16 protein-coding genes and 1 tRNA gene are annotated in these 13,208 nt (G+C 58.2%); 8 read left to right on the top strand and 9 right to left on the bottom strand.

Annotated elements, in window-relative coordinates; all coding sequences use genetic code 11:
* Nucleotides 1-44: 44 nt before the first annotated feature.
* The 3 genes from J1G33_RS18770 (at nucleotide 45) to J1G33_RS18760 (ending at nucleotide 2,115) form a co-directional block, all read left to right on the top strand.
* Complete coding sequence (locus J1G33_RS18770) at nucleotides 45-359, top strand: type II toxin-antitoxin system RelE/ParE family toxin (protein ID WP_057022036.1); 315 nt, start codon at nucleotides 45-47, stop codon at nucleotides 357-359.
* A gap of 2 nt (nucleotides 360-361) precedes the next feature.
* Nucleotides 362-649 (top strand): NadS family protein, encoded by a 288-nt coding sequence (gene nadS / locus J1G33_RS18765; protein ID WP_003189536.1) that lies wholly within the window; start codon nucleotides 362-364, stop codon nucleotides 647-649.
* A gap of 239 nt (nucleotides 650-888) precedes the next feature.
* Nucleotides 889-2,115 (top strand): MFS transporter, encoded by a 1,227-nt coding sequence (locus tag J1G33_RS18760; protein ID WP_032877262.1) that lies wholly within the window; start codon nucleotides 889-891, stop codon nucleotides 2,113-2,115.
* A 73-nt stretch (nucleotides 2,116-2,188) separates the two neighbouring features.
* Here the strand turns inward: J1G33_RS18760 and J1G33_RS18755 are convergent, their stop codons facing one another.
* The gene (locus tag J1G33_RS18755) at nucleotides 2,189-2,443 is read right to left on the bottom strand and encodes a hypothetical protein (RefSeq protein ID WP_032877263.1); all 255 of its coding nucleotides are present in this window, start codon (nucleotides 2,441-2,443) and stop codon (nucleotides 2,189-2,191) included.
* Between the two features lie 651 nt (nucleotides 2,444-3,094).
* Here J1G33_RS18755 and J1G33_RS18750 point away from each other — a divergent pair.
* Both J1G33_RS18750 and J1G33_RS18745 read left to right on the top strand, forming a co-directional pair.
* Entirely contained in the window at nucleotides 3,095-3,334 is a 240-nt protein-coding gene (locus J1G33_RS18750; protein WP_014717442.1) for a type II toxin-antitoxin system RelB/DinJ family antitoxin, read from the top strand.
* Nucleotides 3,324-3,617 (top strand): type II toxin-antitoxin system RelE/ParE family toxin, encoded by a 294-nt coding sequence (locus J1G33_RS18745; protein ID WP_103733512.1) that lies wholly within the window; start codon nucleotides 3,324-3,326, stop codon nucleotides 3,615-3,617. Before J1G33_RS18750 ends, J1G33_RS18745 begins: the two co-directional genes overlap by 11 nt.
* A 95-nt stretch (nucleotides 3,618-3,712) precedes the next feature.
* Here J1G33_RS18745 and J1G33_RS18740 read toward each other — a convergent pair.
* The 5 genes from J1G33_RS18740 to dapA all read right to left on the bottom strand — a co-directional run bounded on the left by J1G33_RS18740 (nucleotide 3,713) and on the right by dapA (nucleotide 7,401).
* Nucleotides 3,713-3,802, bottom strand: a tRNA-Ser gene (locus tag J1G33_RS18740).
* An 83-nt stretch (nucleotides 3,803-3,885) separates the two neighbouring features.
* On the bottom strand, nucleotides 3,886-4,599 hold the full coding sequence (purC, locus tag J1G33_RS18735) for a phosphoribosylaminoimidazolesuccinocarboxamide synthase (RefSeq protein ID WP_005786030.1): 714 nt from the start codon (nucleotides 4,597-4,599) through the stop codon (nucleotides 3,886-3,888).
* A gap of 27 nt (nucleotides 4,600-4,626) precedes the next feature.
* On the bottom strand, nucleotides 4,627-5,385 hold the full coding sequence (locus J1G33_RS18730; protein ID WP_005786028.1) for an MBL fold metallo-hydrolase: 759 nt from the start codon (nucleotides 5,383-5,385) through the stop codon (nucleotides 4,627-4,629).
* Nucleotides 5,386-5,389: 4 nt separating this feature from the next.
* Nucleotides 5,390-6,505 carry an outer membrane protein assembly factor BamC gene (gene bamC, locus J1G33_RS18725; RefSeq protein WP_005786026.1) on the bottom strand — a complete coding sequence of 372 codons (1,116 nt, stop codon included), beginning with the start codon at nucleotides 6,503-6,505 and terminating at the stop codon, nucleotides 5,390-5,392.
* Between the two features lie 17 nt (nucleotides 6,506-6,522).
* Nucleotides 6,523-7,401 (bottom strand): 4-hydroxy-tetrahydrodipicolinate synthase, encoded by an 879-nt coding sequence (gene dapA / locus J1G33_RS18720; protein ID WP_032877264.1) that lies wholly within the window; start codon nucleotides 7,399-7,401, stop codon nucleotides 6,523-6,525.
* A 262-nt stretch (nucleotides 7,402-7,663) separates the two neighbouring features.
* On the opposite strand from dapA, the gene J1G33_RS18715 reads away from it, so the two are divergent.
* Nucleotides 7,664-8,224, top strand: a complete 561-nt coding sequence (locus J1G33_RS18715) for a glycine cleavage system protein R (RefSeq protein ID WP_003189463.1) — start codon at nucleotides 7,664-7,666, stop codon at nucleotides 8,222-8,224.
* 10 nt (nucleotides 8,225-8,234) lie between these two features.
* The gene (locus tag J1G33_RS18710) at nucleotides 8,235-8,708 is read left to right on the top strand and encodes a peroxiredoxin (protein ID WP_005786022.1); all 474 of its coding nucleotides are present in this window, start codon (nucleotides 8,235-8,237) and stop codon (nucleotides 8,706-8,708) included.
* A 19-nt stretch (nucleotides 8,709-8,727) separates the two neighbouring features.
* On the opposite strand, the gene J1G33_RS18705 is transcribed toward J1G33_RS18710, so the two are convergent.
* Nucleotides 8,728-8,967 (bottom strand): sulfurtransferase TusA family protein, encoded by a 240-nt coding sequence (locus J1G33_RS18705; protein WP_223018528.1) that lies wholly within the window; start codon nucleotides 8,965-8,967, stop codon nucleotides 8,728-8,730.
* Between the two features lie 95 nt (nucleotides 8,968-9,062).
* Here J1G33_RS18705 and J1G33_RS18700 point away from each other — a divergent pair, with 95 nt between their 5' ends.
* Nucleotides 9,063-10,496, top strand: coding sequence for a M48 family metalloprotease (locus J1G33_RS18700; RefSeq protein ID WP_032877266.1), 1,434 nt, complete (start codon nucleotides 9,063-9,065; stop codon nucleotides 10,494-10,496).
* 80 nt (nucleotides 10,497-10,576) lie between these two features.
* Here the strand turns inward: J1G33_RS18700 and J1G33_RS18695 are convergent, their stop codons facing one another.
* Nucleotides 10,577-12,013, bottom strand: coding sequence for a DegQ family serine endoprotease (locus tag J1G33_RS18695; RefSeq protein WP_005786015.1), 1,437 nt, complete (start codon nucleotides 12,011-12,013; stop codon nucleotides 10,577-10,579).
* A gap of 235 nt (nucleotides 12,014-12,248) precedes the next feature.
* Nucleotides 12,249-13,208 carry a MucB/RseB C-terminal domain-containing protein gene (locus J1G33_RS18690; protein WP_032877267.1) on the bottom strand — a complete coding sequence of 320 codons (960 nt, stop codon included), beginning with the start codon at nucleotides 13,206-13,208 and terminating at the stop codon, nucleotides 12,249-12,251.

Raw genomic sequence — 13,208 nt, 5'->3', positions numbered from 1 at the left:
ACGGCTAGGATTGCAGTCAACTAAGCCAATGGCGTACATTAGCGATGATTTTCATAGAGACGTCAGTCTTCACCCGTCGCGTTAAAGAATTGATCGACGAGGATGCCTACACGGCTCTTCAGAACGTGTTGGTAGTCAACCCTTCTGCTGGCGATGTAATCGAGGGTACGGGTGGAGTTCGCAAGATACGAGTAGCAGCCAAGGGCCATGGCAAACGAGGCGGGGCGCGGGTGATCTATTACCACTTCGTCTCGGCATCACAGATTGTTCTACTGATGATCTATCCCAAAAATGAACAGCAGGACTTGACTGCCGACGAGCGCAAGTCACTGAAGGCTGCGATTGAGCACTGGAGATAGCTATGAGCAGATTTTTTGATGAATTGATGGAAAGCGTTCAAGAGATGAACGAGATCCTGCGCGGAGAACGCGAACCTTCTCGTGAATTCCATGTTGATTCAATGCGAGTCAAAGAGATCCGTAAGGCGACAGGGCTGACCCAGGCTAAATTCGCAGCGCTGATTGATGTGCAACTTGGCACATTACGTAACTGGGAGCAGGGTCGTCGTGAACCTACCGGACCAGCAAAGGCATTGTTGAAAGCTATCCATAATGACCCAGTCCATGTACTGAATGCGTTGGCTAGCTAAAATAAGACTCCACTGCTGCGCCTTAAACATCGTCATAACCGGAAAAGCTCGGAGCTGACTCAGCGACGGGCTTTTTCGTTTGTACGGCAGATTTAAGGCTCTTTAAAATCTCACATCGATACCACTGATGATTACTATCGAAACGAGCGCCTGAACGATTGCCGCCACTGATTCCTATAATCGCTCCAAATTCCCTCCTCGCCTGGCTTCAGGCGACATTCCTCCCGGAACCCAATCCCATGCCAAGCGCGAGCCAGGCCCCTAGCGGGCTTCCCGAACATAATCAACAAAGCGTCAAACAGCAGTGGCTGGCGATTCTTTCGGTCGCCGTGGGTGCCTTCGCCCTGGTGACCAGTGAATTCCTGCCGGTGGGCGTACTCAACGACGTCGCCAGCGACCTGGGCATCAGTGCCGGTCACGCCGGATTGATGGTCACATTGCCCGGCATCATGGCCGCCCTCGCCGCGCCGTTTCTGTCGGTCAGCATTGGCGCCATGGACCGTCGCTATCTGCTGATTGGCCTGACACTGGTGATGATCATCGCCAACTCGGTGGTGGCCTTCGCCACCGATTTCAGCCTGCTGCTGTTCGGCCGCGTATTGCTCGGCATCAGCATCGGCGGCTTCTGGGCCACGGCCATTGCCCTCAGCGGGCGGCTGGCGCCCAAAGGCGTTGGGGTTGCGAAAGCCACCTCGATCATCATGATGGGCGTGACCCTGGCCACCGTTCTGGGCGTGCCTGTGGGTACCTGGCTCAGCGGCCTGATGGGCTGGCGCATGACCTTCCTGGTTACTGCGTTGGTGGGCATTCCGGTGCTGCTGGCGCAGATCTTCCTGCTACCGCGACTGACCCCGGAAAAGGCCATTGAGATTCGTGACTTGCCCGCGTTGTTTATCAACCCACAGGCGCGAGTCGGCTTGATCGCTGTATTGCTGATCGGCCTGGCGCACTTTGCTGCGTATACCTATGTCGCGCCCTTCTTCAAAAACAGCTCCGGCTTTGACGGCCCGACAATTGGTTCATTGCTGCTGCTCTATGGCGTAGCCGGGGTAATGGGCAATGTTTTTGCCGGTTTCGCCGCTAACCGCAGTGTGCGTCACACCCTGCTGCTGGTTGCACTGATGATTGGCACCAGCACAGCACTGTTCCCCTACTTCGCCACCGGCCTTTCCGGCGCCTCGATGCTGATCGCACTCTGGGGTTTCGCTTTCGGCGCCTTCCCAGCCTGCGCCAGTATCTGGATGTTTGTGGTGGCGCCCAAGGATGTAGAGCGCGGCATGCCACTGTTTGTGGCGCTGTTTCAGGTGATCATCGCCCTGGGTTCGTTCTTTGGCGGACGCATCGTCGACCAAATGGGCAGCTCGGTGTTGTTGAGCCTGGCCACGGTGTTGGTAGGGTTCGGGTTTGCGACCGTGCTGGTGTTGGGGCGCAAGGTCAGTAATAACCTGGTGGCACAGCCTGCCTGACCGGGTTGTATGCGCAAAAAAGCCTGCTGAGCGTTGAGTTCAGCAGGCTTTTTTCGTTTCAGGGAGCAGGTATTTATTTGGCCGTGGGGAAATCACGCTCGAGGACAGCATCCACCAAGGCTTGCGCGTTCTCGATCAATTGAGCCAGGGCCATGATCACGGGCGACTGCGTGCTGTCTGGATCTTCGGCGCATTGGTAGGCGGTTTGAAGGGCGGATGAGAGGATTTCGGTGGCGTTTGTGAGGGCTTCTTCGGTGCGGACATCATCGGCTACGCAAAAGATTTTGCGTGCTTGCCCTTCGGTAGAATCAGCGGTGCTCTTCTTCATGATGTAACTCCACGTTATGAAAAGAAGCTACCACTCCCTGCTGTCAAACAGGATTGGGTGGCAGCTGTACGCGGGTTGACAGACCGGAAACGTGGAAACCCGGCGCACCCGAAGATGCCCCACGCACAGCCGCCATAACAAATGGGCACAGACAGACGCCTGGAACCAGTTTGGGGATGCACAGAGATCGCACGTTATTCGGCCTGTCAAAACCGGTCGCCATGAGGACGACGGCGGAAGATTAGCGCCCTACCCCAGTCAACGCAACCCTGCTCGAAAACTGCCAAACCTGCACAACGTAAGCACCTGTTTCGGAAAAGCTTGGTAACCAGAATCCCCACCGGGAACCTTGTGTGCATAAGCCTGCGAGCTAGTCTCAAAAAGTCGCCGCCGTGGCGACATACTGTCAAGGATACTGATATGCCAACGAGATATCGCGATGCGGTCACAGGTGAATACGTAACCGAGCAAGAGGCGAAGAAAAGACCAAGGGAAACAGTGAAGGAAACCGATAAAAAGCGCCCGGCAAAGCCGACGGCCAAGAAGTAGGATCAACAGATGAGAGCGACTGCCGTATGTCCAGACAGACTTGCCAATGAAACCCGATTGCCCCAATGTAATGACCAACGTCATTACACAAGGAGCTATCCCTTGGCATCTATCAACATCCGTATCGATGACGACCTGAAAGCTCGCGCCTACCTTGAGTTGGAGAAACTCGGTGTCACCCCTTCCGAACTGATACGTCAGGCGTTGCAATATGTTGCCGAACGCGGCCAGTTGCCATTTAAGCCTGTCCTCATGACTGAAGAGGATGAAGCCTTGATGGCGACCGTACGTGAGCGCCTTGCGTCGCCTCAACGCGTGAGGGTTTCTTTGGATGACCTATAGCCTTGATTTTGATGCGCGTGCATTGAAGGAATGGCAGAAACTCGGCGACACCCTCCGTCAGCAACTCAAGAAGAAGCTGATGGAAATCCTGAACAACCCACGTATTGAGGCTAACCGCCTGCATGGCCTGCCTGACTGCTACAAGATCAAACTGCGTAGTAGCCGGTACAGGCTGGTCTATCAAGTGATAGATCAGGAAGTGACCGTGTTCGTGGTCGCTATTGATAAACGTGAACGAGATCAGGCTTATCGCAAAGCGTCTGAGCGCCTTGATCAGCGCTAGGCAGGACTGGAAAAAATCACTGAAGCAGTCGTAGATAAAGGCTGGAAACGAAAAAGCCCCGCAGCTTATTCAGCTACGGGGCTTTCTCTATGTAATGGCGGAGAGATAGGGATTCGAACCCTAGGTACCGGTGAAGGTACAACGGATTTCGAATCCGTCCCATTCGGCCACTCTGGCATCTCTCCAACGGCGCGCATCATAACAGCATGATTGATGGATGCAAAGCGCCGAAGCGATTTTTTTCCGTGCTATCAGATGCTTGCGTCGATTACAGCGGTACGCCGAGACGATTGGCGACTTCTTCGTAGGCTTCGATCACGTCACCGAGGCCCTGGCGGAAGCGGTCTTTGTCCATCTTTTTCTTGGTGTCCTTGTCCCACAGGCGGCAGCCGTCCGGGCTGAATTCGTCGCCCAGGACGATGGAGCCGTCGTGGAACACGCCGAATTCGAGCTTGAAGTCCACCAGCAACAGGCCTGCGTCGTCGAACAGCTTGGTCAGCACGTCGTTGACCTTGAGGGACAACTCCTTCATGCGCGCCAGTTGTTCAGCGGTGCCCCAGCCGAACGCCACAACGTGGGATTCGTTGATGAACGGGTCGCCCTTGGCGTCGTCCTTCAGGAACAGTTCAAACGTGTAAGGGTTGAGCTTGAGGCCCTCTTCCACGCCCAGGCGCTTGACCAGGCTGCCGGCGGCGTAGTTACGCACGACGCATTCCACCGGGATCATGTCGAGCTTCTTGACCAGGCACTCGTTGTCGCCCAGCAGTTTGTCGAATTGGGTCGGGATACCGGCCGCTTCGAGCTTCTGCATGATGAAGGCGTTGAACTTGTTGTTCACCATGCCCTTGCGATCAAGCTGTTCGATGCGCTTGCCGTCGAACGCCGAGGTGTCGTTGCGAAACAGCAGGATCAGGCGGTTGGCGTCGTCGGTCTTGTACACCGACTTGGCTTTGCCGCGGTAGAGTTCTTCACGTTTTTCCATGATGGGCTCCGCTTTGAGTAAGGTGGGCTAGGCGATGTGTCGCCAATCGAGCCCTGAATCTTGATCGGCCAGTTGCAGCCAGTCCGGGTCGCACCCGAGGGTGTCGACAAAACATTGCCGGGCAAGCGTCGGCAGGTTGTTCTTGCTGCTGAGGTGAGCCAGGACCAGGTGTTGCAGGTCTTGCCAGCCCAACTCATACACCAGGTACGCCGCCTGGTGATTGTTCAAATGTCCCAGCTCGCCGCCCACCCGCTGCTTGAGAAAGTAAGGGTAGTGACCGCGCGCCAGCAGATCCCTGCAGTGGTTGGACTCGATCATCAAGGCATCGAGGTCCCGGTAACCGTCCAGCACCCTGGCGCAGTAGGAACCCAGGTCGGTCAGCACGCCAAAACGCCGCTGGCCGTCACTGAATACGTATTGCGTAGGCTCCTGGGCATCGTGGGCAACCGCGATGACATTGATGCTCAAGGCACCGATTTGCAGTTGCTCGCCACCGGCCAGAAAACCTGCCGGCTCGATGGGTTTGCGCATCCCGCGCAGCGTGCCGCGACTCAAGTACACCGGCAGATTGTAGCGCCGAGACAGTAAACCCACGCCATGCACGTGGTCGGCATGTTCGTGGGTGACCAGAATTGCGCTCAACTGCGTGGGGTGAACCCCGAGGCGCAGCAGGCGTCGCTCGGTTTCTCTTAACGAGAAACCACAATCGACCAGCACATACGTGTCATCGTGGGCGACCAGCGTACCGTTCCCTTGGCTACCGCTGCCGAGAACGGCAAAGCGCACCGAATCAGCCCAGGTTGTCTTGAATCACGCCCAACACTTTGCGCGCTGTTTCAGCTGGCGCGACGGTGTTGATGTTCTTCTCGACGGTGACTTGCACGCTTTCGCCAACCTTGCTCAAACGAACCTGATAACGCTCGGCACGGGTTTCGATCTCTTCCTTGGTCGGCGCGCTGCCGAACAGTTTGCCGAAGAAACCTGGCTCGTCGTCTTTCTTCTCGGCCTTTTCAGCCACGTTAATGTAGTACAGGCCCAGGCTGCGGTTGATGTCTTCAACGCGCCAAGGGCCTTGCTCCAACGCACGGCCAACACTGGCCCAGGCACGGTCGAGGTCTTCACCCAGGTTGAGCACCACGTTACCGCTGCCGTCTTCGGTGAGGCTGACGCGGTTAGGGGTGTCGTAGTCACGGGCGGCGAGCAGGGAAACGGAACCGCCCTTCTCGGAGATACGGCTCATGCTGGCGAGCATCTCGTCGACCAGCGCGGCATCGACGCCGGTGTTGACCGAACGCGGGGTGAAATCGACGTTGGCCGTGCTGCCGGCAGGGCGCTCGGCGCTGACCACATAGACTTCACTGGTATTGCGCTGCACGCCTGGCTCGATGCGCACACGCACACGGGCCTCGCTGTCGGCGGCTACACCGCCGGCCAGCAGGCGCTGAGCCATGTTGGCGGACAACTCGCGGCCTTGCTGCCACGCCGTGGTGAACTCACCGGTTTGCGGGCGTTGCTGGTCGAGACGGAAACCGTTGTCCTGGAAGAACTGCACTGCCACCGGCCAGACTTCGGCAGGTGGGCGCTGAGCCACGATCCAGCGGTTGTCGCCACTTTTCTGCAGGCTGTAGTCGCTGGCATCGGCCACTGCCGTGATCGGCTGCGGGCGTGGTACTACGTACTCGCCCTTGACGGTGTCGTCGGCAACGTTGCGTGGGATCGGCAACAAGGGGTCAAGACGCTTGGCGACATTGACATCAGGCGGCAACTGCATCGGTTTGGTTGCTTGCGCTTCCAGGTAATCGCTGCCGCGGTCACGGAAGTAGCCTTCCGGGCCCCATACCCAACCGCAGCCACTGGTGCTGGAGATAATCAAGGCAAGTGCGGAAAGTCCGGCCAATCGCTTCATGCGTAGTGCTTCCTCAATTAAACCAGGACGCCGGACTGGCGCAGGGCCTGTCGCAGCGGTTCGTGACAGGCTTCGCTGAGCCGGGTGAGCGGCAGACGGATACCGTCCGGCATCAGGCCCATCTCAGTCAGCGCCCATTTCACGGGAATAGGATTGGATTCGATAAACAGTGTCTTGTTGAGCGGCATCAGCTTCTCGTGGATCGCACGGGCCGTCGCGGCATCGCCGGCGATGGCGGCGGCGCACATTTGGCTCATGGCACGCGGAGCCACGTTGGCGGTCACGGAGATGTTGCCCTTGCCACCCAGCAGGATCAGTTCGACAGCGGTGGCGTCGTCACCGGAATACACCAGGAAGTCACTGCTCACGCCGGCCAGGATGTCCTTGGCGCGCTGCAGGTCGCCAGTGGCTTCCTTGATACCGATGATGTTCGGCACGGTGGACAGGCGGATCACGGTCTCGGCCTTCATATCGCACGCGGTACGACCCGGTACGTTATAGAGGATCTGCGGGATCTGGACGGCTTCGGCGATGGCTTTGAAGTGCTGGTACAAGCCTTCCTGGGTCGGCTTGTTGTAGTACGGGGTCACCAGCAGGCACGCATCGGCGCCGGCTTTCTTGGCGTTGCGGGTCAGCTCGATCGCTTCGCGAGTGGAGTTGGCACCCGTTCCGGCGATCACGGCGATGCGGCCCGCAACGCGCTTGACCACGAACTCGATCACCTGGATGTGTTCTTCCACATCGAGGGTGGCCGATTCACCTGTGGTGCCGACCGCCACGATGGCGTTGGTGCCCTCTTGCAGGTGGAAGTCCACCAGTTTGCCCAGGCTGTCCCAGTCGAGACGACCTTGTGCATCCATGGGTGTGACCAGTGCCACCATACTGCCCGCAATCATGCAACCGCTCCTGCCGGAAAAAGAGAGCCGTAATGGTACTGGCGCCAAGATGCTTGTACAAGCGAAGTACCGCGTGAGGATGCGTTCTGGAGCAACTAAACGTCGGGCAATGCCATCATTGGGCCAAAGCACCGCTTCAAGCCGGCCGATCACGCAATGAAAACGCCACCTCCTAGCCCTTGGCGACGCTTTTCGCTACCCTTGATCCTTTGATCGATACGGCCCACACAGTATTGACCGCTCATCGCTTTAGGAAGGCTGCATGTCCACCCCCACAGTTCGCGAACAATTCCTTGTTATCAGTGCCCTCGGCGCCAACCCCATGGAGCTGACCAACGTCCTGTGCCGCGCCAGCCATGAGAACCGCTGCGCGGTGGTGACCTCGCGCCTGACTCGCCACGGCGAGTGCAGCGCGCTGGTCTTGCAGATTTCCGGCTCCTGGGACGCATTGGCGCGCCTGGAAACCGGCCTGCCGGGCCTGGCCAAAAAGCACGACTTCACCGTCAATGTGGTGCGCAGCGCCGCCCTGGAAAATCGCCCACAGGCCTTGCCTTATGTGGCGTACGTCAGCTCGGCCTACCGCTCGGACATCGTCAACGAGTTGTGCCAGTTCTTCATCGACCACAACGTCGAGCTGGAAAACCTGACCTGCGACACCTACCAGGCGCCTCAAACCGGCGGCACCATGCTCAATGCCACCTTTACCGTGACCTTGCCGGCCGGCGTACAGATCAGTTGGCTGCGCGACCAGTTCCTGGATTTTGCCGATGCCCTGAACCTCGACGCACTGATCGAGCCATGGCGCCCACAGAACCCAATGTAAGGAAAGACTCATGCCGGTAGCCATCGATAAACCCGTCGCCGATTTCGAAGCCCAGGCCACCAGCGGCCAGACTTTCAGCCTCGCAGCTCTCAAGGGCAAGCAAGTGGTGATCTACTTCTACCCCAAGGACAGCACCCCGGGCTGCACCACTGAAGGCCAGGGCTTTCGTGACCAGTACGCAGCTTTCCAGGCCGCCAACACTGAAGTGTTTGGTGTGTCGCGTGACAGCGTGAAGTCCCACGAGAACTTCAAGGCCAAGCAGGAGTTTCCTTTCGAGCTGATCAGCGACAAGGACGAAGCGGTCTGCCAGCTGTTTGATGTGATCAAGCTCAAGAAGCTGTACGGCAAGGAATACCTGGGCGTAGATCGCAGCACCTTTCTGATCGACAGCGAAGGCGTGCTGCGTCAGGAATGGCGTGGCGTGAAAGTGCCGGGGCATGTGGATGCCGTGTTGGCGGCAGCGCAGGCGCTGAACAAGGCCTGATTGTGCGTCGATAAGGCCGTCAGGCCTTGCGCAACCAATACCGGTACACACCCTCGGCGTCTTCTTCATGCTCCAGGGTGTGGCCGGCGAGTTTGGCAAAGGTGCGGAAGTCACGCTGGGAGCCAGCGTCGGTGGCGGTCACCTTGAGCACCGCACCGCGGGCCATTTTATTGAGTTCCAGCTTGGCCTTGAGCAAGGGCAACGGGCAGTTGAGGCCGCTGGCATCGAGTTCGGCGTCAAAGGCTACAGCGTCGGTCATGGTGTTACTCCAGGCAAACATTCGGGTTGCTTAGAATATCTGGTCCCAGGCGCAGTGTCCGGCTACAGTAAGCTCTTTGTCGAAAGGCTTTGTGCATGACTTTTTTGCGCCCTACCCTGCTGACGCTGGCCTGCCTGCTGGCCTCCCCGGCCTTCGCTGATGAGCTGCCGTCACTTGGTGACGCCAGTTCTGCCATTGTCTCGCCCCAACAGGAATATCAACTGGGCCGCGCCTGGCTGGCCTATTTGCGCGGTCAGGTGTCGCAGCTTAACGACCCGCAACTTAAGGACTACGTAGAAACCAGCGTGTACAAGCTGGTGGAAACCAGCCAGGTCAACGATCGGCGCCTGGAATTCATCCTGATCAACAGCCCGCAGCTCAACGCCTTTGCGGCACCCGGGGGGATCATTGGGGTGAACGGCGGCTTGTTCCTCAATGCCCAGACCGAAGGTGAGTACGCGTCGGTACTGGCCCACGAACTGGCGCACTTGTCCCAGCGTCACTTTGCCAGGGGCGTGGAAGCCCAGTCACGCATGCAACTGCCAATGATGGCGGCGCTGCTTGGCGGCATTATTGCCGCCGCCGCGGGTGCCGGCGATGCGGGTATCGCCGCGATTGCCGGCTCACAAGCGGCTGCGATCCAGGAGCAGCGCCGGTTCTCCCGGCAGAACGAACAAGAGGCAGACCGCATCGGCATCCTCAACCTGGAGAAAGCCGGCTACGACCCGCGGTCGATGCCCACCATGTTCGAACGCCTGATGCGTCAGTACCGCTTCGATGCCAAGCCACCGGAGTTCCTGTTGACGCACCCAGTGACCGAATCGCGTATTGCCGACACCCGCAACCGCGCCGAGCAGGCCAAACTCGGCGGCAAGGAAGACAGCCTGCGCTATCAACTGATTCGCGCACGCGTGCAGTTGAAATACGAAGACACGCCTGGCCTGGCTGCCAAGCGCTTCCAGGCGCAGTTGGACGACAACCCCAAAAACGATGTAGCGCGTTATGGCCTCGCCATTGCGCAGATCAAGGGAGTCCAACTCAAGGAAGCACGGGAAAGCCTGGCACCGCTGCTGGCCAAGGCGCCCAACGACATCACCTACAACCTGGCGCAGATCGAGTTGGACATTACCAACAACCGCATGGCGGATGCCCAGCAACGGACTGACCGTATGCTCACCCAGTACCCCAGCAACTATCCGCTGAACCAGGTGCGGGTAGACCTGCTGCTTAAGCAGAACCGCACCGCCGATGCCGAAAAGGCGCTGGATGGCTTGCTCAAGTCACGCCCCGACGATCCGGACGTGTGGTATCAGGTGGCCGAAACACGCGGCCTGTCCGGCAACATCATCGGCCTGCATCAGGCCCGCGCCGAATACTTCGCACTGGTGGGGGACTTCCAGCAGGCCATCCAGCAACTGGACTTTGCCAAGCGCCGCGCCGGCAGTAATTTCCCACTGTCCTCACGTATCGACGCACGTCAGCGTGAGCTGATCGAACAGGAACGCCTGGTGAAAGGGATGATGAGCTAAACCCGTCACCCACAAAAAAGCCCCGCTGCCGTTAACCGGCAGCGGGGCTTTTTGTTTCTATTGCAATGCAGGCTTGACGATTACTCGGCCAACTTGAAGGTAATGAAGCTGGCACGACCTTGACGCAGTACGCGCATCGACACCGAACGGTTCTTCGGCAACGCCTTGGCGATGTCGGTGAACTCCTTGGTGGTGTTGATCGCCTGATTGTTCAGGTGAGTGATCACGTCGCCCGGCTGCAGGCCGATCAGGGCGGCTGGGCCGTCCTGGACTTCCTTGATCACCACACCGCTTTGCAGGTCAAACGTCTTCTTCTGCTCGGCGGTCAGTTCAACCACGGCGATGCCCAGGCGGTTACTGCTGCGCTCTGCACCCGGCTTGGCATTACCCAGGGCATCCAGCGTCGCGCCTTCTTCCGGGATCGCACCAACGGTCAGCTCTACGTTCTGGCGCTTGCCGTCACGAATCACTTCCAGTTTGGCCTTGCCGCCAGCCTTGAGCGCGCCGACCAGATGAGGCAGGTCCGCCGACATGACGATGGGTTGGCCGTTCATGCTCAGAATCACGTCGCCGACTTTCAGGCCGCCTTTGGCCGCTGGACCATTGTCCTGGATTTGCGCAACCAGAGCACCGGCCGGCTTGTCGAGGCCGAAGGATTCAGCCAGGTCTTTGTTGACTTCCTGGATCACTACGCCCAACCAGCCACGGCTGACTTTGCCACCGCTTTTGAGCTGATTGGAGACGTCCATGGCCACGTCGATCGGGATCGCGAAAGACACGCCCATGAAACCACCGGAACGGGTGTAGATCTGTGAGTTGATGCCTACCACTTCGCCAGCCAGGTTGAACAATGGCCCCCCAGAGTTGCCCGGGTTGATCGGCACGTCGGTCTGGATAAACGGTACGTAGTTTTCATTCGGCAGGCTGCGGCCAATAGCACTGACGATACCCTGGGTGACGGTATGGTCAAAGCCGAACGGCGAACCGATCGCGACGACCCATTGGCCGGCCTTCAAGTCCTGGGATTTGCCCAGCTTGAGAACCGGCAGGTCCTTGCCATCGATTTTAAGCAAGGCTACGTCGGAACGCGGGTCGGTACCGATCAGCTTGGCCTTGAGCTCACTGCGATCAGCCAGGCGCACGAGGATTTCGTCGGCATCGGCAATCACGTGGTTGTTGGTCAGAATATAGCCGTCAGGCGAAATGATGAAGCCGGACCCCAGGGATTGGGCTTCGCGCTGACCACCGCCACCACGAGGGGTGCGCGGTTGCGGCATACCGCGCTCGAAGAACTCGCGCAGCATGGGCGGCAAGCCTTCCAGGTCGGGCATCTGCTGGTTCGAGACTTTGCGATCCGGCAGTTTCTGGGTGGTACTGATATTCACCACCGCCGGTGAGGCTTGCTCTACCAGTTGGGTGAAGTCAGGCAGCTCAACTGCTTGCGCAGGCAAGGCCTGACCCAGTACCAGCACTGTGGCGACTATGGATAGGTAAGACTTCAAACGTGGTATCGACATACAGCTCCCGTTACGACGAGCAGGGTTAAGCGACAGGGTCCAATAAACGCCGAATGCGGCAAACGACATTTTTGTTCCGCGAACAAAACAAGGCCAGAGCCAACAAACCCTGACCTATAAAAAACATGGGAAGTTTTTGCAAGTGAAAATGCTGATCCAGAAATTTCATACGATCGGCCCTCAACCTAACTTGAGCACAGATTGAAAGGTCAGGATGAACATAGAATTAACAATCTCACGGCTTGGCAGCGGCATTTTCACCGCGTACTGACAGCGCGATACGCTCAGCAGTGCCGACGGGGATCTCCCCTACTACGGTGACCATCATCTCACCGTCAACCGTATTCAAACGCCGAGAAACCGCCACCGTCGGGCCGAGCTGAGCGCGGGTTTCATTCATGTCGGCGCCCTTGGCGGACTCAAGAAATACAGAAAAGCGTGCGAGCCCATCATCATACATCAGGCTATCGACGGTCGATTTCGTTTGGCTGTCTTTGCGCGTGGTGCTGCTGACCTGCTGGAAACCAGGCGGCAGCCAACCCAGATGCCACGCCTGGGAGGCAGGCATGTCAGAGGCTTTGTCGGTGGAAGCAGCAACAGGCTTGCATTCGCTGCCAGGCTGTAAGTCATGCTCGGCAGGAACGACCGAGGTATCCAGGCGCGCATACTGAAAGCGCTCCAGCAACTGCCCCTGATCATTGAGCAGCAGGGATTTGAGCGGCAGAGCCGTCTCACGATCCAGGTGCAATTCAAAGCCGTAGCGGTAGTGATCTCGCGGGCTGATTGACACAATCACAGCATGACGACCGGCCACGCGGGATTTGCCAATGACGGCAAGTTCATAGAATTGAGTGAGTTTTTTTGAATCGGGAGCACGCGAAGGTGCATCAGAAGACGTAACCAACCCAGCACTCAGATCGCCACTGACGCAGTGCGTCCGGCCATCCAACCGTACAGTTTCCTGAGGCGAGCCGTCCAGTTGCAGCAACCGCTCACGGACATGACCGTCCTGCACACGGTGCCAGATAGCGTGGGTAGAAAAACTGCCATTACGTTCGTAAACAAACGTACCTTCAAAGCTTTGCTGCTGCTCTGCACGCCCAAGTCGAGTCAGCCAGTCTTGGGCTTCATCGGCATGGGCGGACTGTGCAATCCAACTACTGAGCAAAAGCGCAAGGAGCGGTATGGCGCGCAT

Source organism: Pseudomonas sp. P867 (assembly GCF_019891455.1).
Classification (GTDB): Bacteria; Pseudomonadota; Gammaproteobacteria; order Pseudomonadales; family Pseudomonadaceae; genus Aquipseudomonas; species Aquipseudomonas synxantha_A.
This window is presented reverse-complemented; position numbering and strand designations above follow the sequence as displayed.

Bases quoted from the DNA above. Each gene is read 5' to 3' on its own strand.
- J1G33_RS18770 (WP_057022036.1), top strand. From the start codon at position 45: ATGATTTTCATAGAGACGTCAGTCTTCACCCGTCGCGTTAAAGAATTG.
- nadS (WP_003189536.1), top strand. From the start codon at position 362: ATGAGCAGATTTTTTGATGAATTGATGGAAAGCGTTCAAGAGATGAAC.
- J1G33_RS18760 (WP_032877262.1), top strand. From the start codon at position 889: ATGCCAAGCGCGAGCCAGGCCCCTAGCGGGCTTCCCGAACATAATCAA.
- J1G33_RS18755 (WP_032877263.1), bottom strand. From the start codon at position 2,443: ATGAAGAAGAGCACCGCTGATTCTACCGAAGGGCAAGCACGCAAAATC.
- J1G33_RS18745 (WP_103733512.1), top strand. From the start codon at position 3,324: ATGACCTATAGCCTTGATTTTGATGCGCGTGCATTGAAGGAATGGCAG.
- purC (WP_005786030.1), bottom strand. From the start codon at position 4,599: ATGGAAAAACGTGAAGAACTCTACCGCGGCAAAGCCAAGTCGGTGTAC.
- bamC (WP_005786026.1), bottom strand. From the start codon at position 6,505: ATGAAGCGATTGGCCGGACTTTCCGCACTTGCCTTGATTATCTCCAGC.
- dapA (WP_032877264.1), bottom strand. From the start codon at position 7,401: ATGATTGCGGGCAGTATGGTGGCACTGGTCACACCCATGGATGCACAA.
- J1G33_RS18715 (WP_003189463.1), top strand. From the start codon at position 7,664: ATGTCCACCCCCACAGTTCGCGAACAATTCCTTGTTATCAGTGCCCTC.
- J1G33_RS18710 (WP_005786022.1), top strand. From the start codon at position 8,235: ATGCCGGTAGCCATCGATAAACCCGTCGCCGATTTCGAAGCCCAGGCC.
- J1G33_RS18705 (WP_223018528.1), bottom strand. From the start codon at position 8,967: ATGACCGACGCTGTAGCCTTTGACGCCGAACTCGATGCCAGCGGCCTC.
- J1G33_RS18700 (WP_032877266.1), top strand. From the start codon at position 9,063: ATGACTTTTTTGCGCCCTACCCTGCTGACGCTGGCCTGCCTGCTGGCC.
- J1G33_RS18695 (WP_005786015.1), bottom strand. From the start codon at position 12,013: ATGTCGATACCACGTTTGAAGTCTTACCTATCCATAGTCGCCACAGTG.
- J1G33_RS18690 (WP_032877267.1), bottom strand. From the start codon at position 13,208: ATGCGCGCCATACCGCTCCTTGCGCTTTTGCTCAGTAGTTGGATTGCA.